Origin of the sequence: Pseudochrobactrum albidum, from assembly GCF_051851455.1 — a bacterium.
GTDB lineage: Bacteria > Pseudomonadota > Alphaproteobacteria > Rhizobiales > Rhizobiaceae > Pseudochrobactrum.
The window spans coordinates 24643-48574 of the sequence record NZ_JBPVTR010000013.1 but is presented as its reverse complement, the minus strand read 5'-3'; the positions used below and the strand labels follow the sequence as shown (position 1 = coordinate 48574).

General features: G+C 50.8%; 18 protein-coding genes, 1 tRNA gene and 1 pseudogene. 9 read left to right on the top strand and 11 right to left on the bottom strand.

What is annotated here, in order from left to right; all coding sequences use genetic code 11:
* Window positions 1-121: 121 nt before the first annotated feature.
* The 3 genes and pseudogenes from ACSTTO_RS01045 to ACSTTO_RS01035 form a co-directional block, all read right to left on the bottom strand.
* Window positions 122-1036, bottom strand: a complete 915-nt coding sequence (locus ACSTTO_RS01045) for a BrxR family helix-turn-helix transcriptional regulator (RefSeq protein WP_439271246.1) — start codon at window positions 1034-1036, stop codon at window positions 122-124.
* 298 nt (window positions 1037-1334) lie between these two features.
* Window positions 1335-1952, bottom strand: a pseudogene (locus ACSTTO_RS01040) (ArdC family protein); the annotation flags it as partial.
* A 625-nt stretch (window positions 1953-2577) separates the two neighbouring features.
* Window positions 2578-2654: transfer RNA gene (locus ACSTTO_RS01035), tRNA-Arg, on the bottom strand.
* A 775-nt stretch (window positions 2655-3429) separates the two neighbouring features.
* Here ACSTTO_RS01035 and ACSTTO_RS01030 point away from each other — a divergent pair.
* A complete protein-coding gene (locus ACSTTO_RS01030) occupies window positions 3430-3882 on the top strand; it encodes a PACE efflux transporter (RefSeq protein ID WP_439271245.1) in 453 nt (150 codons plus the stop codon).
* A 139-nt stretch (window positions 3883-4021) separates the two neighbouring features.
* Here the strand turns inward: ACSTTO_RS01030 and ACSTTO_RS01025 are convergent, their stop codons facing one another.
* Window positions 4022-5473 (bottom strand): NAD-dependent succinate-semialdehyde dehydrogenase, encoded by a 1452-nt coding sequence (locus ACSTTO_RS01025; protein WP_439271244.1) that lies wholly within the window; start codon window positions 5471-5473, stop codon window positions 4022-4024.
* Window positions 5474-5669: 196 nt separating this feature from the next.
* Window positions 5670-10259, bottom strand: coding sequence for an apolipoprotein A-IV repeat region-like domain-containing protein (locus ACSTTO_RS01020; RefSeq protein ID WP_439271243.1), 4590 nt, complete (start codon window positions 10257-10259; stop codon window positions 5670-5672).
* 622 nt (window positions 10260-10881) lie between these two features.
* On the opposite strand from ACSTTO_RS01020, the gene ACSTTO_RS01015 reads away from it, so the two are divergent.
* Both ACSTTO_RS01015 and ACSTTO_RS01010 read left to right on the top strand, forming a co-directional pair.
* The gene (locus tag ACSTTO_RS01015; RefSeq protein WP_439271242.1) at window positions 10882-11205 is read left to right on the top strand and encodes a 2Fe-2S iron-sulfur cluster-binding protein; all 324 of its coding nucleotides are present in this window, start codon (window positions 10882-10884) and stop codon (window positions 11203-11205) included.
* A 555-nt stretch (window positions 11206-11760) separates the two neighbouring features.
* Window positions 11761-12789: an NAD(P)/FAD-dependent oxidoreductase gene (locus ACSTTO_RS01010; protein ID WP_439271241.1), complete on the top strand. Its 1029-nt coding sequence runs from the start codon at window positions 11761-11763 to the stop codon at window positions 12787-12789.
* 276 nt (window positions 12790-13065) lie between these two features.
* Here ACSTTO_RS01010 and ACSTTO_RS01005 read toward each other — a convergent pair whose 3' ends face one another.
* Window positions 13066-14187, bottom strand: a complete 1122-nt coding sequence (locus ACSTTO_RS01005) for a porin (RefSeq protein ID WP_439271240.1) — start codon at window positions 14185-14187, stop codon at window positions 13066-13068.
* Window positions 14188-14459: 272 nt separating this feature from the next.
* Window positions 14460-15086, bottom strand: coding sequence for a DUF922 domain-containing Zn-dependent protease (locus tag ACSTTO_RS01000; RefSeq protein ID WP_439271239.1), 627 nt, complete (start codon window positions 15084-15086; stop codon window positions 14460-14462).
* A 310-nt stretch (window positions 15087-15396) separates the two neighbouring features.
* On the opposite strand from ACSTTO_RS01000, the gene folP reads away from it, so the two are divergent.
* The 3 genes from folP (at window position 15397) to folK (ending at window position 17279) form a co-directional block, all read left to right on the top strand.
* Complete coding sequence (folP, locus tag ACSTTO_RS00995; protein ID WP_439271238.1) at window positions 15397-16230, top strand: dihydropteroate synthase; 834 nt, start codon at window positions 15397-15399, stop codon at window positions 16228-16230.
* A gap of 162 nt (window positions 16231-16392) precedes the next feature.
* Window positions 16393-16755, top strand: coding sequence for a dihydroneopterin aldolase (gene folB, locus ACSTTO_RS00990; protein ID WP_439271237.1), 363 nt, complete (start codon window positions 16393-16395; stop codon window positions 16753-16755).
* Window positions 16752-17279, top strand: a complete 528-nt coding sequence (folK, locus tag ACSTTO_RS00985; RefSeq protein WP_439271236.1) for a 2-amino-4-hydroxy-6-hydroxymethyldihydropteridine diphosphokinase — start codon at window positions 16752-16754, stop codon at window positions 17277-17279. The genes folB and folK overlap by 4 nt, the downstream gene beginning before the upstream one ends.
* 153 nt (window positions 17280-17432) lie before the next feature.
* Here folK and ACSTTO_RS00980 read toward each other — a convergent pair whose 3' ends face one another.
* The 4 genes from ACSTTO_RS00980 to ACSTTO_RS00965 all read right to left on the bottom strand — a co-directional run bounded on the left by ACSTTO_RS00980 (window position 17433) and on the right by ACSTTO_RS00965 (window position 21569).
* The gene (locus tag ACSTTO_RS00980; protein ID WP_439271250.1) at window positions 17433-17966 is read right to left on the bottom strand and encodes a hypothetical protein; all 534 of its coding nucleotides are present in this window, start codon (window positions 17964-17966) and stop codon (window positions 17433-17435) included.
* 300 nt (window positions 17967-18266) lie between these two features.
* Window positions 18267-19343, bottom strand: coding sequence for a YcjF family protein (locus tag ACSTTO_RS00975; protein WP_439271235.1), 1077 nt, complete (start codon window positions 19341-19343; stop codon window positions 18267-18269).
* 10 nt (window positions 19344-19353) lie between these two features.
* Window positions 19354-20829 carry a YcjX family GTP-binding protein gene (locus ACSTTO_RS00970; RefSeq protein WP_439271234.1) on the bottom strand — a complete coding sequence of 492 codons (1476 nt, stop codon included), beginning with the start codon at window positions 20827-20829 and terminating at the stop codon, window positions 19354-19356.
* A gap of 218 nt (window positions 20830-21047) precedes the next feature.
* Window positions 21048-21569, bottom strand: coding sequence for a SixA phosphatase family protein (locus tag ACSTTO_RS00965; RefSeq protein ID WP_439271233.1), 522 nt, complete (start codon window positions 21567-21569; stop codon window positions 21048-21050).
* 539 nt (window positions 21570-22108) lie between these two features.
* Here ACSTTO_RS00965 and dksA point away from each other — a divergent pair.
* The 3 genes from dksA to ACSTTO_RS00950 all read left to right on the top strand — a co-directional run bounded on the left by dksA (window position 22109) and on the right by ACSTTO_RS00950 (window position 23634).
* Window positions 22109-22525 carry an RNA polymerase-binding protein DksA gene (gene dksA / locus ACSTTO_RS00960; protein WP_439271232.1) on the top strand — a complete coding sequence of 139 codons (417 nt, stop codon included), beginning with the start codon at window positions 22109-22111 and terminating at the stop codon, window positions 22523-22525.
* A 2-nt stretch (window positions 22526-22527) separates the two neighbouring features.
* The gene (locus ACSTTO_RS00955) at window positions 22528-22725 is read left to right on the top strand and encodes a hypothetical protein (RefSeq protein WP_439271231.1); all 198 of its coding nucleotides are present in this window, start codon (window positions 22528-22530) and stop codon (window positions 22723-22725) included.
* Between the two features lie 240 nt (window positions 22726-22965).
* Window positions 22966-23634, top strand: a complete 669-nt coding sequence (locus tag ACSTTO_RS00950; protein WP_439271230.1) for a protein-L-isoaspartate O-methyltransferase family protein — start codon at window positions 22966-22968, stop codon at window positions 23632-23634.
* Window positions 23635-23932: the final 298 nt, after the last annotated feature.

The window sequence follows — 23932 nt, the reverse complement described above, 5'->3', positions numbered from 1 at the left end:
GACAGTGGAAAATATGGCTCAATCCGCCGCATCTGCGCCGGCGACAACCAAAACAAATCACTCATAGCAACGCCTCCTGACGTCGCCATTGAATCAACTCACCACTCGTCATGCAACCAATTTAATAGGTCCTGAGCCTAGGTACCGCCCCGCTTGTTGTGTCAGCCTCATCGAACTCATGCTGCGCACGCTCAAGGGCGGCGGCAACCTCGTCTTCGTCAGCCGCAACGATATGCTGGGTCCGGGGATCACGCAGCCTAGCCCCATCAAGGAGTCCTAGCCGCTTGAGCACATAGAACAGCATGGCGTAGCGAACTGTCAGCACAGCGCGCCCGTCCGCCATGTTGTAATCCTTTGCGACCACCGCCTGCTGACCGACCGACAGATCAGGATGCGGCACAAGGGTGATATCGAAGGTTTCCTGCCACAGCCGGTCCTGTGCCGCAGCAGCACCTGGCTCGCCGAACTCGCCGAATCCAAGGACACGCGAGAGCAGGAAATCCTTGAAGCGCTCCGTCTCATGGCACCAGGCCCGCACATGCCAGCGCAGGCCATCAAAGCCGAAGGCATGCGGGGTAATCCGCCGCCATGCCGGATCGGGCCGATCGCGGTTCATGGATTGGTAGTGAAGGTCCAGCGACCTTTCCTCCCGCACCGCCGCCAGAACTGAACGCAGAACGTCGGTATCGACCTTACGGCGCAAAGTCAGAGCGATATCCATGTCAGGCGGGGCAGCGAGCCAGTTCGCCCCCGCGTCGGCGAAACCTTCCGCCATCGATCGGAGCCTCATGAGATAGGCGTCCGGGTCCGGGTCTAGAAACACCGGCTGAAATTCCGGGCCGGCTACGTAGCGGCGAGCGCTTTTGTCATAGACCGCATTCTGCGGCGCACGCTCCTGATAATGGGTCAAGTCCTTTGACGCCTGCGGAACGGAGACGCCAAACGTATCGATCAGGTCAGAGCGATTGACACCCCCCTCCCAGAACAGGCGGAATTCGATGAACTCCAGCCGCCTCTCGACACCCCATTTCAACATTGTTCGTCCCGTCGCACTTGAGAGGATAAAAAGTATATGGGACACCTTGCGATGTCCGTATATTTTCTATTCTAACAAACCTCAAGCTGTCAAGCTCGAGGAAGGCCGGATGCGCACCCTGTCACCGTGCACAAACACGGCGGGGCAAAAGCGCTATCGAAGTCGGCAGGGTTGACGTGAGCAAGGCCACGGCATCTTCGATACCAACACGGTCGATGCCGATTGCAGCCAATGCTCAGACGTGATCGTACAGTGCCGTCAAACCCTATTTTCGCCGGGCCAGCCCTGTCAGCGATTTGATCGGTTCGAAATAGGCTTGCGGAGGCGGCACCTGCACATAGTCGAGCGACGGCATATAGAAGGCGCGATTGCCGCCAATACGGAAGTCAATGCCGGTGGCCCGGATCAGCGCCTCGACCCGAGGTTCGATCAGGCCCGGCGGCGGTGGCGGCGCGACTGCCGTGATGTCATCGGGTAGGCCATCGCATTGCGCGGCGTTAAAGACCGTGAACCGCTTCAGGAACGGAATGGCATGCGCATCCTCACCCGTTTCGCGGGCACGGCGCTTTTCGTCCTCGGGGGTGAAACGGTCGGCATAAACGACAGTCGTGCCACGCTCGCCCTTCCTGACATTGCCGCCAAGCGACAGCGCCTGGCGGAACGTCAGCCACGCCTGAGCGGGGAAACCATGCTGGATGACAGCGCCCCAGAGGATAAGAATATTGATGCCGGAATAGGACCGGCCGGTTGAAGCATTTCTCGGCAGGCCCAGCGGGGCGGTATCAGGCGACGCACCCCAGGGCTGGATCCAGGGGAGCCGGCCTTGCTCCAGCTCGGCGATGATCTTGTTGGTGATGTCGTCGTAAAGGTTGCTGCGCGCGCCGCCTTCCGCGAGGTTACGACCCTGTCTGGCCATCGGGATGATCTCCGCGACGGGCGCCGGAAGCCTCTCCTCCAGCTCTTAACCCGTCACGGAAAATCCGTCCGCACTCTCACTCTGAAGGGGGCGTTGCGGGGTCTCCCCGCAGAAGGGGTAGGCAGAGACCAAGGCTCGGCCGCAGGGGAAGGCTTTCCCCATATCTAGCCTCTGTGCGAGCGCGGAGCCCTCACAAAGACGGACTATGGCTGACGTCTTCCTCCAGCTTTCAATCGAAGATCACACGAGGCGTTGGAGTCGTCGCTGACCGTTCGGGTCGCCCTACCCATATTCTCGAAATGGTGGCGACCCTTTGCGCCGCTTGGGAATCATCGGGCGACCACGGCCCATCTGTTAGGGACAATGCGAAAGCTTGCCGTGAGGAAAAGCGGCGGTCCAGCAAGATCCACCGGTGGCTACTGGCCTGGCTTACAGAGGCGTGCAGCCCATAATCGCGAACACGATGGCTGCCGAGACGCTCGCCTGAGATCAAGGCAGAGCAGAATCAGGTCCAAGATATTGTTATAGAAAGATAAATGAGCATCCATGCTTACGTGGATTTGCCGCGTAAGCAACATCTCTCAAAAAGAGGGAATTGATAATGTTTTGATTTTTATGCGAAAAATGGCGCACCCGAGAGGATTCGAACCTCTGGCCTCCGCCTTCGGAGGGCGGCGCTCTATCCAGCTGAGCTACGGGTGCATACCGTTCGCGAGGTGCTTACGTCATGCTTACGCGAGTTTTTTGGCTTCTTGAAGAGCAAACCCGATATTCGCTCAAGCCACTGTTAAATCAGTACCTTTTCCCAACACATTCAGCCTTCGCTGGACTTGACTACCGCCTTCGGAGGGCAGCACTCTATCCAGCTGAGCTACGGGTGCATAGCGCGCTATAACATTCAGCAAACAAGAAAGCTTCTAACCGATGCTTTACGTTGCATCAATGGGGTAAAACAGAATTTGTTGCAGTTTATGTGCATAATCTGCTTCAAACGGTGATAACAAAACATGAGAGCGGTACTTCAGGCGAAAAGCCCCAATAGTTGGATTGTATTTTTATCATGTACCTTCAGGTTGATTTGAAATGATATAATACACGACATCTGAAAAAGGTGAACAGGAAGTACATTTTTGTGATAATGATTATCCGGCAAATACGAGCGCAAAATAGATAATTGTCAGATCATGTAGAAACTGCACATAATGCCCCATATCACCGCATGTGTTGACATATCGGTTGTGTAAACTTATTTTCCCGATAAGCAGATGGAAAACCGCGATCTGCTGATTTTTTCTCCCTTTATGAGTGCCGGGGCGTGCCGGCTCGCAAGTTAGATTTCCTGGAGCGGTTTACGTTCAGGTTGCATCACAATATATGTGCGCGTTTTTGAGGCCTGTATTGCATAAGCACCGGCCTGCATTACAGCGCCAAAAGTGATTCAATATGATCGTGAAAAGCTCCGGCTACGGAGCTGACAATGTTTGTTCTTTCGCCGACCAAACGGCGTATTCTTTATGTTTCTGTTTTTGAAATTATCGCCATTATTGCTTCAACATTCCTGCTGATGCTGCTTAGCGGCGGCAGTGCAGAAAATTCTCTGCCGATTGCGGTGCTGATCTCCCTGATTGCGGTAACATGGAACTACACCTACAATTTTCTGTTTGAAAAATGGGAAGCAAGACGTAAAGCCGCGGAGCGCAGTCTTATTGTACGGATGTGCCATGCATTTGGTTTTGAGTTCGGCCTTTGTGTGATGATTATTCCGCTCTATATGGTCTGGTATGCTGTCGGCTTTTGGAAGGCTTTCGAAATGGAGGCAGTTCTGCTGCTGTTTTTTCTGATTTATACGTTTGTTTTTACGTATATTTTTGACATGATTTTTGCATTGCCCAACAGCGTTGTTGGTAAAGAAAAAGTATTGCAGGCATAAGGCTCTGCAGGCGCTGATGGCTGTGCTGATCCGCATGCCTGTAAAGGCGGTGACAAATATAAGAATATAAATCAAATAAATAAAGAAAGCGGTTCCAGTATTTTATGTTAGCCGGAACCGCTTTTTTGGGCGCGATATCTTAATTTGCCAGATGGGTCACAAATTTTGTAATCATATAGGCATTGATCGCTTCTGAGCCGCCTTCTGTGCCATAGCCTGAATCTTTAATGCCGCCAAAGGGCACTTCCGGCAGTGCAAGACCAAGATGGTTGATGGTTGTCATGCCGGCCTGAATGCGCATGCCCAGTTCATGGGCATTTTCTGCCGAGCGGGTGAAAGCATAGGATGCCAGACCAAATGGCAGGCGGTTTGCCTCATCAATCACTTCATCCAGTGTTTTGAAAGAAGAGAAAACAGCCACAGGGCCGAATGGTTCCTCATTCATGATGCGTGCAGTTTTGGGCACATCGGCAAGCACTGTGGGCTCAAAGAAATTTCCTTTATTGCCGATACGGCGGCCACCGGTTGTAAGCCTTGCACCATGGTCAACCGCGTCCTGAATCAGCGCCTCAAGGGCAGGGATGCGGCGTTCATTGGCAAGCGGCCCCATTTGCACACCTTCTTCTAAGCCATTGCCGACTTTAACCGCTTTGGCTTTTTTAGTGAATGAGGCAACTGCCTGTTCATAAACACTTTCCTGCACCAGAAAACGTGTGGGCGATACACAAACCTGACCGGCATTGCGGAATTTGGACATGGCCAGTGTCTTGACGGCATTTTCCACATCGGCATCTTCAAAAATGATAGCCGGTGCGTGGCCGCCAAGTTCCATGGTGGAGAGTTTCATATGCTGGCTGGCAAGGCTTGCCAGCATTTTGCCGACCGGTGTGGAACCGGTGAAGGAAATTTTGCGGATAACCGGATGCGGAATGAGATATTCAGAAATTTCTGAAGGGATACCATAGACCAGATTGACTACACCGGCCGGGATACCGGCATCAACAAAAGCGCGGATCAATGCCGCAGGGGCTGCGGGTGTTTCTTCCGGTGCTTTGACAATGATTGAACAGCCGGCGGCAATAGCGGCGGAGAGTTTGCGCACCACCTGATTGATCGGGAAATTCCACGGAGTAAAGGCTGCAACAGGGCCGACAGGCAGTTTGAATGCCATTTGCGAAACACCAGCCGCACGCGCCGGAATGATCTGTCCGTAGGTGCGGCGCGCTTCTTCTGCAAACCATTCAATAGTATCGGCGCCGGCCATAATTTCTATTTTTGCTTCCGGCAAGGGCTTGCCTTGCTCCAGCGTCATTATTGGCGCAATCATATCTGCACGCTCACGCAGCAATTCGGCAGCGCGGCGCATCAGCTTGGAGCGGTCATAAGGCGAGGTTGCGCTCCAGATTTTGAAGCCCTTGTCTGCCGCATCAAGCGCTGCATCAAGATCGGCTTTTTCCGCATGGGCAACCGTGCCGATAATTTCATCATTTGCCGGGTTGATAACATTGATGGTACGGCCGCTTAGGCTGTTGCGCCATTCGCCGTTAATCAGCAGCAGAGTATCGGGATAGCGCGGTGCAGTCTGTGACATGGTTCCTCCGGTATGTCCTGTCATGCGGTATGTAACCGCATTCTGTAGACATCACTATAAAAACCATATCAGTGGCTTTGCAAGGTATAAATATTCGTAATTACAGGTTGAGATGCTTTGCCGGAACATCATGCGCAAAATAAAAAGGGCGGGGACAGCCCGCCCTTTCAAAATTTGTGTGTTAATCTTTTACAGATCAGCGCAGACGCCCCGATGCATGTGCCAGCATGGTGTAAACCTTGCCTGTATCAGAGGTCAGATAGGTTTGTGTCACCATATTATCGCGGTCATTGCGCGCCACATCTTCCAGCAGACGCTGGAAATCATCCATGTAACGGTCTACTGCACGGCGGAAATCCCCGTCTGTCTGATATTTGCGCTTGATTTCTTCAAAAGTCTGCTGCCCTTTGAGCGTATAGAGCCGGCGGGTAAACACATTGCGCTCACCACGGCGATACCGGTCCCACAGCTCGATTGAAGCTTCATGATCAATGGCACGCGCAATATCAACAGACAGCGAGTTCAGACTATCAACCACATGGGCGGCTGAACGCTGCGGGGTAACATTATTTTGACTGCGCGGGGCGGGTGCTGATATTTCTTCATCGGCTGAGGCGCGCGCCAGAAGATTGGAAACCCAGCCGCCGCCGCGTTGTGTCTGTTGTGGTTGTATTTGCTGCGGCTGTACTTGCTGAGGTTGCGGGGCTGCAGCCGGTGCCGGTGTATTATAGGCAGGGGCAAAGCTCTGCATCGGCTGCGGAGCCTGTGGCTGCGGTGCTGCAGCCTGTGTTGCATAGGCCTGCGCCTGAGCCTGTTGCGGCCGGGCAGTGGTGCGGTCTGGACGACTGTCCCCCACATCCACCAAACGGCCGGATTTATTGACGATTGAGGCCAGTTCCTTAAGAGCATTGATCTGCTCGGAAACAGCCTTGCGCATGGCCGTGGTTGATTCTTTGGCTTCTGCAGGCATATCCAGCACGCCACGTTTCAGCTCGCCGCGGGTTGCATCCAGCTCACCGCGAATTTCTGCTGCAGAGCGGCGGATTTCATCTGTCGCACTGGCAAATTTCTGTGCAGCCTGTTCCACAGCCTCGGAAATGGCAGCACGCAGCTGCTCGGTGGAATTGCGGGTGCGGCCTTCCGTGCGCTCCAATGCGGAGGCAACAAGATGTTCAAAGCCCTGCATCACCTTTTCAATATTTTCAGACTTGGCAACCAGACCTGCAGAGAGGCGCTCCAGAGCCTCATGGCGATCAGCCAGCGTATCGGTCAGGCCGTTCTGCGCCGAATTGATGAGATCAGAAGCGCGGGAGAGCACCAGGCTGTGATCTTCAAACCGTTTGGCAATATCAGCAATCTGTGCCAGCGTATTGCCGGAAAGGCTGTTTAATGTATTGATATTATTATCAATCACCGCGCTTGAACTGGAGAATATCTGTGCGGCTTTATTGGTGCTTTCAGCAAAGTTTGAGGTGGTTTCAACAAGGCGGCTGTCAATATTATTAAGGTTGAGTGTTGCCTTATCAATCAGCTGGCCAAGCTCTGCATTGGAATTGGCAAGACGCTCAATCAGGCTGCTTACACCATCAGAGAGACTGGATTTTGCTTCCTGCACAGCCGTAATAGTTTCAGCCGTGCGGCTGGCAAGGGCGTTGACCAGAGCCGCATTTTCAGAGCGCAGACGATCCGTTGCCGCAAGGGTAGCCTGTTCAAGCTGGCTGGCAAGCCCCTGGCCGCTATCGGCAAGACGCTGCACCAATGGCTCGGCTGTATCTGCCAGAATACGGGTAATTTCCTGCGAGCGGGCGGCAAGCACCGCATTCAGTTCACGGGTGCGCTCTTCCAGTGTTGAGGATGTATTATGGGTGGCATCGGCAATGCGGGCTTCAATAACGCCAAGCTCGCCGGTAATGCGCGAGCCGATTTCACCAAGCCCCATGGCAATTGCATCAGCGCGTTCTGTAAGACGGGCTTCAGTGCCGGAGAGATTTTCCAGAACACGGGCGCTGAAAGCTTCGCTGTGCTCGCCCAATACGTTGCTGGTGCGGGCTGCGGTTTCCGCAATGCGGGTTTCAATGTTACCAAGCTCGCCGGTGAGGCGGGTCTCGATGGCCTCAAGGCCGCTTGCAATCTGGCCTGCACGCTCATTCAGGCGGGCTTCGGTACCGGCAAGATTTTCAATCAAACGATCGTTGAAATTTTCACCAAAGCCATGCAGCGCATCGCCGGCCTTAGCTGCTTCCGCCGTGAGGGAGGCAGCTGCTTCGGTGATTTTCTCACGCAGGGTGCCGGCCACAACCGTGGCGCTTTGCTCAAGCGATCTGCGCACATTATCCACACCGATGCTCAATGCGCGTTCCATTGTGGCGGTGCGTTCTTCAATAATGCCGGTCTGGCTGTCAAATGTGCTTTGCAGGGCGCCGGTTGTATTGGCGATGGCATCTTGCAGGGCAGTGGTGCGCTGCGCGAGCATGTCATTATGCTGGCGCAAATTGGCATCCAGTGCCTGCGATGAGCTGTGCATTGTTGCCTGCAATTCAGCCGTGCGACTGCTGACTGTGCTGACATGCTCGTCAAGCAGGTTGCCGACAACAGAGCTGTTCTTATTCAGGGTTTCAGCAAATTGGCGGTTACGCTCATCCAGAACGCCGGCATATTCGGCATGTTGCTGATCAAGCGTTGTCTTAAGCACGGATGTGCGTTCTTCAAAGCGGCCTTCCTGCTCGGTGAATATATCATTGAGTTTGGCATTATGCGCTGCCATGGCTTCACGCATATCATTGGTGCGCTGTTCCAGAATAGCCGCATGCTGGCTGGCCGTTTGCTCAAGGCTGGAGGCATTGCCGCTGATGGCGCGCTCAATATCTGCACCACGCTCGGCAATGGTCTGGCTGTGCTGCTGCATGGCGGCGGCTATGCGCTCTGCCTCGCCGGTGAGGGCAGAGGACAGCGCCTCACGGCTGTCAGCAATCTGGGAAATAAACTGGCCGGCACGGTCATTGAGCAGGCCGGCTACAGAATCAGTCATGCCTGCCAGCTCGCCGCCAAGTTTTTCCTTGGTTTCATCAACAACAGAGCTGATGGAAGAGCGTACATCTGAGAAAGTTTCGGCAATTTCGCGGGTGCGGGCAATAAGATTTTCGTTAATCTGGCGTGAGCGGACTTCCAGAGCTGCATTGAGTTTTTCAGTGCTGCTGTCAATGGCCTGTGCCCGACCTTCAAACTCGGTGAGCAGGGAATGGCCGCGGGCTGCCAGTGTGGCATTGAGATTGGCAAGACGCTGATCAAACTCTGTCACCATATTCATGGTTGCATCACCAAGCAGGGAAGCAATATTGGATGTGCGTGCATCCAGCGCCTCTGCCAGTGTTTCAGAAAGATTGCGCGAGCGTTCTTCCAGCGTGGCGATACGTGTATCGAGAATATTGACGAAATCACCGCCTGAAGCATTGATGCGTGCAGAAATATCCGTGCTGCGGCTGTCAATCGCTTCAGAAATGGCTGAGCCGCTTTCATTAAGGCGGCTGATCATGGTTTCACCGGCATGGGACAGCGAGGAGGTGAGCTCGCTGGAAACGGTGAGAACATTATCACGGATAATTTCGCTCGCAGAGGACAGTTCTGTCTTAAGATGCTCATGCGCGCCTGAAATTGATGAACGTACACGCTCGGCATGGCTGATAACAGCCTCACGCTCATTGCTCAGCTCTGCAATCAGGGCGCGGATGCGCACTTCATTATCGCTATAGGCGCGCTCAAGCTGGTGCACTTCTGTCTGCACGAGGGTTTCCAGCTCAACAGCGCGGGCGAGCGTGCGTTCAATGCCTTCATTCATGGCTGCAACTTCACGGCGCACAGCCTGACCAAGCATGGAAACACGATCCCCTGCAGCGGCTTCAGGCGCGGCAAGGCGCAGTGCAGCCGCAGTCATCTGACGCGCTGCAGATTGCAGTTCCTGTGCGCGGCGCACCATTTGTGCAAAACCCCAGAACATAACCACCGGAATGGTAATGCCGGCAGCAATGCCCACACCGGTTGGTGTGGTGAAGAAATCTTTTGCAGCTTGCAGCGATGTAAGCCCCTGCGGGCTCAATGCATGGCCAAGCGCAAGCCCGCCCGCAGCCCAGAGGGCGCTGACAGCGGTTGTTGTCCAGAAAATGCCGGCAGAGCGGCTGCCGGTGCGGCGCAATAACAAATTTTCATTGCGCAGATCATCATTGGCAGGTTTGAAAGCGGGTGTGGCTGGTATGGCCGCTGCGGCCTGCGGGGCGGCAGGGCGGGAAATTGCGGCCTGAGAGGCGACAGTGTCTGAAGTGGCGGTGTCTTGTTCTGTTGCTGATGTATCTTCCGGAAGCGCATCAATATTGAGCGCGGCGGAAGCTGCTTCCGGCTGATTGGCGGCTTGCAGAACCGTTACATTGCCCTGTTCGTCAGCTTCAAGGTTGTTTTTGGAGGCAACGGCTGCGGCTGCAGACGGGGTAACTGCAGGCGGCGGGGCAGGGGTAACCGGTGTGGCAGGCAGTTCAATCTTTGCTGGGGATGATTTTTTCTGCATGTTGTTTTTCTCAAGCGGTGCAGCTGTTGCAGCCGCTGCCGTTTGTTCTTGTGCCAGCTCTTCGGCTGCGCGGGAAATCTGGTTTTCCAGATCATCCAGCGAAAATTCAGCCTCCGGTGCATCAAAATTCAAATCCAGCTCAAAATCATCACTGAAATCCAGATCCAGTCCGTCAGACAGGGCCTGTTCCATATCAAGCTCAAGCTTTTGTGCTTTTGTATTTTGTGCCATAGCCGTTTTACCCCGTACTCATACAATAACGCAGATTATCATATTTTGCGGCCGACAGCTTTATTCAGCCGGCAGCCAACTGATATGTTGCGCAGTCTATAAGTTAAAACTTCCGGAGCGATATGGGAACTACGGAAATTGCAGTTGCTGAAATGTTTAAAGATAAGGTTAACGCAAGGCTTTATAAAGTTAACGAAACCAAGCAAATGCGCGGTTTTTTGAGGTTCACCTAGTTGTGGAAATCTTTCCTGATGCAATTTACAGGCGTGTAATATGACAATTTTGTGGCGAAGGAGAGGTGTTTTTGTTCTCCTTTTCAACTGTATTTATGTTCTGTGCCCGCACCAATCTCAGCTTGCGGATTCAAAATAACAATATGAAATATTATGCATAGCCTCTTATTGCCGCACTCTGCCTGTGCAGCATGATTTGGTGCTTGAACTCACAATATTTAGCACGTATCTGCCATGCAGAACATAACATGCAGCATATCACCTTTTCTTGTCGGCGTAATCAGTTTTGCAGTGCGGCAGACAGGGGAATAATGCGGGTTTTACAGGCTGGTTTTATCGGCCGACTCTTATCGGCCATTTTTATCGGCCATTTTTATCGGGATGAATAGATGACTAAAATTACATTTGTTTCGGCAGACGGAGCGATCCGCAATGAAGTGGAGGCCGAAAACGGCTCCACAGTCATGGAAAATGCCATACGTAACGGTATTCCCGGTATTGATGCCGAATGCGGCGGTTCCTGCGCCTGTGCAACCTGTCATGTTTATGTTGATGAGGACTGGGTTGATATTGTGGGCGCGCCGGAGCCGATGGAAGAAGATATGCTTGATTTTGCCTATGATGTGCGCGCCAATTCGCGCCTTTCCTGCCAGATTGTGGTGCGTGATGCGCTGGATGGTCTGGTTGTGCAGGTGCCGGAACGTCAAAGCTGAACCGGAACGTCAAAGCCTGAATTCCTGCCTTGAAGCATATTGGCGGCGATTCCGCATAAGCCGGAAAAGGCGATTCCGCATAAGCCGGAAAAATTGCAATTTTATATCTGCAATTATGCACTGAATTGAACCGCATTGAGTAAGAAGGGCGGATTGTGAAAAGCAAACCGCCTTTTATTTGATCCGGCGCAATATCATTCTCATATATATGGGGTAATCGCAGTTTTGTGTTTGTATTTTTTCATTTATATCGGGCATATAAAATCTGCGGTGCTGTATTTCAGCCTGTGACAGGTGATTATTGGCGCAGTATCTGTAAAAGCTATAGGCATTGATACCAAATTTGACTATAGACACTTATCGAATTTTATCCGGTGCTGTCTGACTGGGCTTCAGGGAGTAACGGGATCAGCCGGTTTCCGGCCATTTACGCTGCCTGATTATCCCGATGGCAGTGCGCAGAGCATGTTCTGTGTGACAGCTGGCAGAGCATAAGATTAATGTGACAGATCGTAATGGCTGGCGCAGCTGTTATGATTCAGCGAGATTGAAGATATGAGCGAAGTTATCCGCACAGATGTTGTCATTGTCGGTGCAGGCCCGGTCGGGCTGTTTGCTGTGTTTGAGCTTGGGCTTTATGACCTCAAATGTCATCTGATTGATATTCTGGATCGTCCGGGCGGTCAGTGTGCCGAGCTTTATCCTGAAAAGCCGATTTATGATATTCCGGCATGGCCGGAAATTTCCGGCCAGATGCTGACTGATAAACTGATGGAGCAGATCAAGCCTTTTTCGCCGCAATTTCATTTTAATCGCATGGTTACCGGCCTCAGGCGTCTTGAGGACGGCTCTTTCCGTGTGGAAACAGATGAGGGCGAAATTTTTGAAACCAAGGTTGTGGTGATTGCCGCCGGTGGCGGTTCTTTCCAGCCGAAGCGCCCGCCAGTGCCCGGCATTGAAAATTATGAAGGCAAAAGCGTCTTTTATGCAGTGCGCCGCGTGGAGGCTTTCCGCGATCAGGATGTGGTGATTGTTGGCGGCGGTGACAGTGCGCTTGACTGGGCGCTGAATCTGCAGCCGATCGTAAAAAGCATGACCGTTGTGCATCGCCGTCCGGAGTTTCGTGCAGCGCCTGATAGTGTGAAGAAGATGTTCGAACTGGTTGATGCCGGCAAGATCCGCTTCGAAGTAGGGCAGGTTGCGGCTCTGGAAGGTGAGAATGGTGATCTTACCGCCGTGAAGATCAAGGGGGCGGAAGGTGAAACTTTGCTGCCCGCCACGCGTATGCTGCCATTTTTCGGACTTACCATGAAGCTGGGGCCGATTGCCGATTGGGGGCTGAACCTGCATGAAAATCTTATCACGGTTGATACTGAAAAATTTGAGACATCTGAACCCGGCATTTTTGCAATCGGTGATATCAACTGGTATCCGGGCAAGCTGAAGCTTATTCTTTCCGGTTTCCATGAGGCTGCATTGATGACACAGGCTGCAAAGCGCATTGTAAGCCCGGGGGAACGTGTTGTGTTTCAATACACAACATCTTCCACCAGCCTGCAGAAAAAGCTGGGCGTTAACGCATAAAACGGCGTTGATTTTACAGGGTGCGGTTTATTCTCTTGCCTGTGCGGCAGTGAGGGTGGCCGCATCATATTTTGCGCTAAAGCTTTTTCAGTTTCAAAAGCCTGTAGCCAGAAGGGATACGAAAACAAAAGACACGATGAAAAGTTTCCTTTTCACCGTGTCTTCCGAACGTGGCGCTGTCTTATTAGTTTTTCGAGGACTGGAGGTCAGAATAACTATTCAACAGCCACGTTTTTAAGGAGATCGGTTTGGGGGATAATCTCCTTAATTTATGAATTAGAAAGAGCGCTGGAAGCGTACCACACCGGCAACGGCATCTTTCTCGCCGCTGATAATGCGTGCCGGATGGTCTTTTTTCCAGGTCGTGTAGTTAAATTCAGGCGTAATTGTAAATCCGGGAACCAGCTCATAAGCCACATTGGCGGCGATTGCGGTTTTGCCCCAATCTTCATAAGCTGCCTGCAGGTTAAATGTGGCGCTATCGGTTGCTTTCAGTTTTGCACCGCCCCAGACAGCCCATCTGCCGCCCCAGCTGCCATACATGCCTTCATTTTCTTCATAGGAAGCATAGCCGCCCTGTACCCACACCGATAAAGCATCGGTCATATTGATATCAAGACGCACTTTGGCTGCCCACTCTCTCAGGTTGGAATCATAGGCTGCGGAACCGGCAATGCCACCCCATCCCTGTTCAAATTTAAGCCCTGCAACAATATGCGGCATATAGCTGTTTATACGATTATCAATATCGCGCCACATCCATCTGCGGGCTGCCTCATTATAATAATTGCTTTGCCCTCTGTCGCCGCCTTGTTCGAGAGACAGGATGGCAGAAAAACCGCTGCTTGCAGCAAAAGTATAGCTGATAAGATTTGTGCGGTAAAAGCCGGCGGAAACCACATCATCATTGATGACATCGCCCAGATAGCCGGTAAAAGTGTGAAATGCAGATTCATCAAGCCCGATGCGCAAGCCGCCAAGCTGCATATAGGCAAAATTCAATGTATGGGCAGCCTGCACGCCATTAGAAAAATTAAAACGGTTTTCAGTAAAGGTTTTGAGTGTGCCGAGTTCCGTTTCTGAAGCGGTATAGGTGCGCAGGGTAAAACGGGCGAGCTTATCCCAGGTTTTTCTGAATTCGCCGTCATCATCTGTAAAGCCCAGTCTTTCACCCGTATAGGGATCATCGCCGATTGCAATTTGATAGCGAACATAACCACCAATGCGCAAACAGGTCTCCGTGCCCGGAATATAATAATAACCGGCTCCATAGGCATCGCAAACACGGACATATTCAACAGCTTCCGGCTCCGGCATAATAACCGTATCAGCCGCATAGGAGCATGTCGTTGCAGCGAGTATTATAGCGCAGCTATGAAAAATGCCTTTAATGGTCATGATTGTTCTTTCGCTTTGGCTACCTTGCAGCAAAATATTGCCAGCAAGACAGATCGCGTTAAAATTGGTTAATAAAAATAATTTTTGATATTTATAATATTGATATTATTATATTTTTATCATCATCTGGCTTATGTTTTATAATATTGCCGGTATTTTAAATTTATACTGTTGAATCTTTCAGGTTCTTTTACTTTTTGTTTATTTTTAATGTACGGTTTTAAAAAATATAAAAAAATCCCCGTATATGATTATACGGGGCTTAAAAATTATCAGGATTTTTTCTGCTGTTGTTGCCAGCGTTTTTCAAGGTTGAGCGTGAGCAGCCGTTCAAAGCGCTTTTCAAAATTAATCGTTTCCACGCGGTCAAAACGTTGTTGTTCTCTGTCATGGCTGGCAAAGATATCGCTGGTTATTTTATCGACATTGGCGCGTAATGCGGTGCAATTGCGCTCATAGCGCATATTGCGGATCTGCCGCTCCAGCTCAGAGGCATGGGCGCGGGCAATAACAATATGGCTTTCCTCATGACGGCGGATATCTTTAACAAGTGTTTCCCAGACAAGAATTGTATCTGCCGATGCGTGGCGGCGGTTTCTCCAGCTTGGAAGGTTGATGGTGGCGCGCACATGTGCGCGCACATCGGAAATACGGCAATATTTGCCATCGGATTTGTATTTAACGCTGGCGCTGAAAGCAATTCTTGCCGAGCCTGGGTGGCTCTCGCCGCTGTTTTCAAGTTTTGGGCCGTTTTGTGCCAGTGACTTATCAAGTTGTTCTGCAGTTTTGCCATAGACAGGAAAATAGCGGTAGCTGCGGGAAACAGAGGCGGCATTCGCCCCGCTGACAGATAACAGAAACAGGCCGGCGAGGGTGAGGCTGAATATTCTACCGGGCATTTGCTGTTCCTTTACTGGCATTTTTGTCAAGCAATTAAATATGATCTGCCATATAGGGTTGTAATGCAAAATACGGCAGAAATGTCCTGGCGGTGCTGATTTGCACAAAATCATTTAATCAGGGGTGTTTCCCGTTTTGAGTGAAATGTGAAAATGCTGTTCATATCAATGTGCAAGTTGTTATCCAAACCGCTTCACAGTTTTCATATTGGGCTATAACAGTCTTTGAAATGTGTAAAGAATAGGTAGCCTTTCTATAAAAGAATATGGTTTTGAAAAGTTACTTATAAATATGATTAAGAGAAACCGCATGACGAGACAATGGCAGCTTGCACATGGAAGAAAGCTGGAAATTGGCGCAAAGGCGCTGATTATGGGGATTTTGAATATTACACCGGATTCTTTTTCTGATGGCGGTGCATATCTGGCATTGGATAAGGCGGTGGCTTCTGCCCGTAATATGCTGGCTGATGGTGCGGTGATTATTGATGTTGGCGGAGAGTCAACCCGCCCCGATGCCGTGCCGGTGAGTGCTGCCGAGGAGCAGGATCGCGTTCTGCCGGTGATTGAGGCACTGGCAAAAGAAACGGGCTGTCTGATCTCGATCGATACTTACCGTGCGCAGACTGCAGCACTGGCGGTTGCGACCGGTGCCCATATTGTCAATGATGTGTGGGGTTTGCAGCGTGAACCTGATATTGCTGATCTGGCGGCTTCAAGCGGTGCCGGATTGGTGATCATGCATACTGGGCGCGAGCGCGATATTTTGCCCGATGTGATTGAGGATCAATATGCGTTTTTGCAGCATTCCCTGAAGATTGCCCGCAATGCCGGTGTAAAACAGGAACAGATTGTGCTTGATCCGGGGTTTGGCTTTGCCAAAAATACTGACGATAATCTGCAATTAATGGCGCGTTTTGGCGAGTTGAAAAAAATGGGGCTGCCATGGTTGGCCGGCACATCACGCAAACGCTTTACCGGTGCGGTGTCAGGACGGGAGAATGCAGCAGAACGTGATGCGGCAACCGCGGCCACCAGTGTTATCCTGCGCTTGAAAGGGGCAGATATATTCAGGGTGCATAATGTTGCGCTTAACCGTGATGCCTTGCTGATGGCAGATGCTGTAATGGCGCAATCAGCATAAAGGATACAGTCACATGCTCTGTTTAGCGGGTGATTGTTGCGCCGCGGATTTTTAACGCGAGGCTGTTGACAGCGGCCTTTGGCTGTTTGCAAATACTATAAAGATGGAAAATATTGTGATTTTCTGTTGAATCTTTTCCGGCTACGGAAGAAATGAGGGCTTTTGTACACGATCCGTATGAAAAACTGCGCATTTTTTGCGCATCACGGTGTTTTTGAAGAGGAAACAAAGCTCGGTCAGCGCTTCTATGTAGATGCGGTGCTGACTGTTGAGCCGGGAAATTCTCTTGAAAATGACGATATTGATGGCACCGTGCATTACGGTATTGTTTTTTCCGTGATTGAAAAAATCATTACCGGCACGCGCCGTTATTTGATTGAGGCGCTGGCACAGGATGTGGCAAGGGCGCTATGCGCTGAATTTCCGCAAATTTACAGGGCGGAAATTACTGTGCGCAAGCCGAATGCGCCGGTGGCCGGTGTTTTGGATTATGTTGAAGTAACAGTTGCGTGGCCTGATCGATGAAGGCGGCAGAGGTTCGTAAAGCCTGGCTGTGCCTTGGCGGCAATGTGGGCAATGTGGTGCAAACCATGGCGCAGTCACTGCAATTGCTGGATGAGCGGCAGGATATACGGGTGATTGCGGTATCGCCGGTTTTCAGAACGCCGCCCTGGGGCAAGACTGATCAGGATTGGTTTTATAATGCCTGTGCGGAAATCTCGACGCTGCTCACCCCGCCAGACTTGCTGGAAGTGACACAGAAAATCGAAAAACGCCTGCAGCGTGTGCGCAGTGAACGCTGGGGGCCGCGCACGATTGATATTGATATGCTGGCTTATGAGAAAGTTTTGGCGCTGGATACGCCCGAGCTGATTTTGCCGCATCCGCGCATTGAGGAGCGCGCCTTTGTGCTGGTGCCGCTGGCAACCATTGCACCGCAACTGAATATTCGCGGACAAACTGTTGCCAATCTGCTGGAAAAGACTGATCATACAGGCATTCAGCAATTGAGCTATGGCCATCGCTGGTGGCAGGCGCGCAGTTTCTAGAGCATTTTCAGCAAAATTTGCAAAGAGCTTTTTGCGGCAGGATAATGCGTTAAGCAGAAATTGAAGCAATCTGAAAATTGCGGATTTCTCCTTGCAGGCACATTATGCGGTTGCCGGCAGCCGGTTGTTGCGGGCAGGCTGCGCAGGACACCATCAGTTGCGGGCAATATTGCTGAGCGCGCCGCCATCCACACGCTTCAGATTCATGCCAACAACCGGCACCATTGTATCTTCCACCTTAACCGATACGGTTACATTCATGGTGTTTTGATCCATAACACGGGCAAGCATGGCGCCATTGAGCTGTTTGCGGCTTAAGGCAAAAACAACACGGTTGCCGCTTACCGAACCGGAGGTAACATTGAGGCCTTTGCCTTCGGCGCCATCATTGAATGTGCCGCTATAGCTTTTGCCGGTGCGAACAACCGTTGCCTTCATCGGTTGTGAAAACACGCCGACACGGCAGGTGCCGTCAAGCGTCATGCCAACGGCTGCATCAGGTGTTGATCCGGACAGGTTGCAGACAAATTTTGTACCTTTATATTTGCCGGCTACCACTTCACCCGGGCCACTCCACTGGCCTTCAACATTACGGAAGAAGAGTTCGTCCTTATCTGCTGCCAATGCAGAAATTGCGCCGGCTACAGGAGCAAGCAGAAATAAGCAAGCGGCGGTGGCAGATTTGATCATGGCGAACCTGAATTTGCAAAAGTGACAGGATAAATTGAATAATGGCACTAATCATCTCACGCCATTTTGCTGAGCAAGAATCCTGTCAACAAAATATGAGGATGAGCCTTTATATTCGGATTGAATGGTTAATAGCAAGTTTCCAAATTGTGTGACATCACGCATTAATTGCAGGAACTGTCAATATATTCAGTTTTATCGAGCATTCTAATAAGCCGGATATTACAACAGCTTCTGCACCTGTTCAGGCGGCATATTTTTTATATGTCATTCTTTACGCTCCGGTTTTGGTATTGTTCAGCCGGATTTTTTCTGTGTTGTCGCCTTGGCGATATCACTGACAAAATCACCGATATTCGGACGCTTTTCAGCATCAAATGGCAAGGGGCGCACTATATCCATGGCAGAAATGCCGATGCGGGCGGTCATCATGCCATTGATCACACCTTCACCAAGTTTGGCAGAAAGGCGCGAGGCCAGCCCCTGACCGAGTATTTGCTGCACCACACTGTCGCCCATGGCCAATGTGCCGGTAACCGCAAGATGGGCAATAACACTGCGGGCAAGCCGTAAAAAGCCAAAAGAACCGGGGCGGCAGCCATAAAGCTCTGACAGGCGGCGGATAAGCCGCGATGATTCAAAAACCACATAGGCAATATCAACCAATGCACGCGGGCTGACAGCTGTAACTATGGAAACCCGCTTGGCGGCATTGAGTATCAACAACCGCGCCTCACGATCCAGCGGGCGGAGAATTTCCCGCTCGGTGATGCGGATGAGATCGCAACCGTCAATCACATCATCATGCAGGGATTGTACTATTGTACGGCCGCGGGCTGTTTGGGGCAGGGCGGCGGTAATTTCCAGCAATTTTCCGGTCACTTTGCGCGCTTTGTTAATATCATTGCGCTCTGCGGCTGCGGCGGCAGCAAGGCGCAGTTCCTGCACTGCGGAAAGGCGGCGCAAGGCAAGCGCCTCACGCAGCAGCAGCGCAATGAGTGAAACAACAGCTATAACGGCCACAATCAGTGTCAGCCAGCCAAGCCAACCGGCGCGGCTGAACATGGCGCGGATGAGAACATCCGTCCAGATGCCGATGGCAAAGCTGACAAGAAGCCCAAAGGCTGCAAAAAATATGCTGCGTAATGTGAGGCGATGCTTGATCAGGCCGGCAGGCGGTGGGTTCAGTTGCGCGGCTGCATCGGCTGACTCCTGTTCAAAAACATCTGCGGTTTCTGCCGTGACCACAGATAAATCACGGATAGCCGCAGGTTTGCGCAAGGGCGCCGGTGCGGTGCTGTGTGCCGGCTGTTTGATGGTAAAACTTGCCGGCTTGCGTGGTTTTTCGCCGTCTGCTTCCGGTTTTTCTGTCATAACCTGCTCCTCAGGCCAGCATGTCGCCAAACAGGAACTGCATGGCGCGATCAAGGCGGATATGCGGCAATGTTAAATGTATCGTATCAAGATCGGCCTTGATTTGCGGCGGCCTGAAACGCACAAAGCGGATTGGCGCCTGATGCGCCCGATCTTGCGGCGCCAGATCTGGCTGGTTGAAAATATCCTGAATATTATGCGGCAAATCGCCGGGGAAAATAGCGGTTTCAGTTTTACCGTCAAATATTTCTCCGTCGATAACTTCACCTTTCAGCGGGGTGCCGACAATGACCGGCAAAATATCGCCGTTTTGTGAAACCGTTGCTTCTTTTGTGGCGCGCACAGCGGCCATGGCCAGCACATCAATTTCGGCGCCTGATATATCAGCATTGCGTGCGGCATCATCAACAAGTTTACGCACAATTGCTTCAAGGCGGTTGTGGCTTTCATGATGAAGATGGTCGGCCTTGGTGGCGGCAATCAATATGCGGCTGATGCGTTTTTGCACAAGCCCTGTGAGGAGGCCGGGGCGTCCGGCGCGAAAACAGGCGAGAATTTCCGTCAGCGCGCGTTCCAGATCGCGCACTGCGGTGCCACCGGCATTGATTGCCTGCATGGCGTCCACCAACACAATCTGCCGGTCAAGACGGGCAATATGCTCACGGAAAAACGGTTTGACGACATGGGTTTTGTACGATTCATAGCGCCGCTCCATCATAGCGGCGAGCGAGCCGTTTCTGAAACTGCCCTGTGGCAGATCAGGCAAGGGGGCAAAGGTGAGGGCGGGAGAGCCTTCCAGATCGCCCGGCATGAGAAAGCGCCCCGGCGGCAGGGTGGATAGGGCCTGCTCATCGGATTTGCCGGCACGCAGATAATCAGTAAAACTGCGCGCCAGCTTTTGTGCGGTCATTTCATCGGCAGGGGCATTGGCATCAACAGATGCTGACTGGCGCAACCACTCGCCGGCAAAGCTGTGATGTGCTGATTCATTGGCTAATATGAAAGAATCGCGGGAGAATTTAGCATAATTTTTGCCAAGCAAAGGCAGATCAAGCAGCCATTCTCCGGGATAATCAACAATATCTATGGATAATTTGCCGGAAGAAAAAATGCGTCCCCATGAGGAGGCGGATTGATATTCAATAGTCAGGCGCAATTCAGAAATCGCACGGGTGGAATCCGGCCAGAGGCGGTCATGAACCAATGCTGCCAGGTGGTCTTCATATTGAAAGCGCGGCACGGCATCATCAGGTTGCGGCTGCAGATAGGCGCGGGCAATGCGGCCGGATGCATAGGCATCAAATAGCGGCAGCCGGCCGCCCTGTGTCAGATTATGCACCAGTGAAGTGATGAACACAGTTTTGCCCGCGCGTGACAGGCCGGTGACACCAAGCCGTAAGGACGGGGAAATAAGATTGCTGCCGCGCTCTGTCAGCGTATCAAAAGCGATTTTGGCTTCATCCGTCAGTGTGGTCAGTCTGGCCAAAAATGCCCCCTGTCATTACGATTACTGTGTATACCGAAAAATGTAATAGTTTTCGGATAAATACGCGCAAAACAAAAGAAAAGAACATTTCCTGTCTTCAGGATTAAGCCGGAAATATCCTGATAGCTGATAATCAGATCATATATATTTTGTTTACGGTTTCAAACAAGACCAGACAATTGGAGCCGGCGGGCAGATTGTGAAGAACTACAGAAATTTCAAACAGGGAGTGGAAAATAAAGAGCGGTAAGTTGCGCTGTTTGCGAGCTGAAGATTGAATAATTATGCATTGTTTCAAGCACAGCAAGCCCCGCGGTAGGAAAGCCGTAACTCATTTGCTCTTCATAGTTTTTATGCCCGCGGGCGAACAGAAATATAAAATTTTCAATGCCCGGATTGTGCCCGACCAGCAATGCACAACGGGCGGTTTCCGGTATTTCCTTGTGGATTTTTTCCAGATATCCTGCCGCATCCGCCCTGTAAAGCGAGGGGCATTCATCTATATCCGGCAGCGTATCTGCGATATTATTAAGAGCTGCCTGAAAAATCTCTGCCGTTTGCATTGCTCTTGCCGCGGGCGAGGAGAGTATGAAATCCGGCTGCAATCCGGCCTGCAGCATATGCTGCGCCTGCCATATAGCCTCTGCCTCACCGCTTTGGCTTAAAATACGGTCGAAATCTTTGCCGTTTCTGTCCGGTAATACGGCATGGGCATGGCGAAGGAGCAAAATTGTGCGCATGGCTTTTGTTTGACAGTTTTTTAAATAAAAAGATAGCCCTGTTGCGGTTTCGGGCGGGATTTTTATTTGATATTCTTGAAGAGAGGTGCAGCTATTATAGCCATTCCGGAATGCTGTATCATTGCTCATATGCAGCATTTGAATATGGCTGTGATAGCCGAAAAATCAGAGAGCGTTCAGGAAATCTAAAACCGGTATTGAGTGCAAATTACCGGCGATTGAATGTAGCTTTTAGGGTGCATGAGTATTTTGCATAAACCTATAGAAAAAGCACATTTTCATAAAGTGTTAAAATTTAAAGGGAGATTTTTATACATAGGTAATTGATGATATTGTTTTAAAGTAATAATTAAATACTTTGTTTTTTATGTTTTGCTGCGATTGGAAAAACACAGAATTGCGTTTTTTATAACTTGCGTTATTGACTGTCATTTTTTTCAGGAATCACAAAAATACTTGATATTGTGTTTTTTATGGTTGTATCGCGCAAATTATAGACCTATAAGGCGCCACGTCTCCTAGGTGTGGGGTGATTCAAGATGAGTGAATTAATCGACCTTAACTACAAACCCACGGAAGACGAGCCGTTTATGAATGAACGGCAGAAGTCATATTTCCGTGCCAAGCTGATTGCTTGGAAGAATGACATTTTGCGGGAAGCACGCGAAACGCTGGAAGCCTTGCAGCGTGAAAATGCTAACCATCCTGATCTGGCTGACAGGGCCTCATCAGAAACAGACCGGTCTATTGAGCTTCGCGCACGCGACCGGCAACGTAAACTGATTGCCAAAATTGATGCTGCTTTATTGCGTATTGATGAGGGAACATATGGTTTTTGTGAAGAGACCGGTGATCCTATCAATTTGAAGCGTCTGGATGCTCGTCCGATCGCGACTTTATCAATTGAGGCGCAGGAGCGTCATGAGCGCCGTGAGAAAGTTTATCGCGACGAGTAAAAGTGATTTCTCTCGAAGAGAAAACTATACAGAGATTAAAAAACGCAGTGTTGGAGGACGCTGCGTTTTTTTATGTGCCATTTATTGTAACGCTGCCGCCTGTGCAAAACAGTATTGTTTTGGGTGGAATATTTACGAAAAAAGATGAAAAAGTTTTGCAGCATCATGGGCTGCAATTGAAAGACGACACAAAATTGTGAGGCAATATGGCCTCATGCGGCACTATGAGCGTGGTATGAATGTCGGTCTTTGATTGACTGTGCGGCGTATTTTTGTCAAATCAGCGGAAATGATTTTCACTGCCCGCAGGCTGATGCCGCGCCGGAGTTGTGTCAGTTACATAATCGTGCAGGGTTTTTTGCATATTTGCAGTTATAAACAATGCAGTTTAAATTCAAGATTAAGACGTGCCTCAGCGCACACAGGAAAGGTTTGGGGCTATGACAGCCGATTTCCGCGAGCTTCGTGTTAATATGGTTGATACGCAGATCCGCACAACGGATGTAACGGATCTTGCGGTTCTGGATGCTTTTCTGGCGGTTCCGCGTGAGGAATTTGTGCCGGCGAGCCGCCGCGAACTGGCTTATATTGATGAAGATCAGTTGTTGACCCAAACGGCCGAAGGCGCGCGTTATATGATGGAGCCATCACCGGCTGCACGCCTTGTGCAACTGGCGCTTGTAAAAAAACAGGATGTGGTTCTGCATGTTGGTTGCGGTACGGGCTATTTGTCGGCGGTTCTGTCACAGCTTGCAAGCTCGGTGATTGCATTGGAAAGCGATGCGGAGCTGAATGCTCAGGCTTCTGAAAAGCTGCAAAATCTTGGCTATGACAATGTTGTCGTTGTCAGCGGTGATTTGGCCGCCGGTTATCCGAAAGAAGCGCCTTATGATGTTATCCTGCTTGAGGGGGCTGTTGATTTTGTTCCGCAGGCCTTGCAGGAACAGCTTAAAGATGGCGGCCGCCTGGTGGCCGTTGAAGGGCAGGGCAATATTGGTGTTGCACATATTTATGTGAAAGAAGACGGCATTATTTCGCGCCGCGGTGTTTTCAATGCTGCGGTTAAGCCGCTGCCCGGGTTCCGCCGTAAGGCTGAATTTGTATTTTGATTGATTTTATTTGATAAAAGGCCTGCAACGGATATGCTGTTGCAGGCTTTTTGTTTATTATTGATATTTGTACTTAAAATATCTGTCTAACCTGATATTGTTGCCAACAGGAATAATGGCATTTTAAAATTGCGGCCGTAAAAGGTTACAAACAAGGTGGATGTAAAACTGCTATTTCCGCAACAATAACAATTTGTTTATTCCTAAAAGTCTCTTGCGGGTGGAAAATTTGGTATTTACCGGTTATTAGCAAAAACCCAAAGCACCTGAGAATTTTCGATTCGAATTATATGGGGTA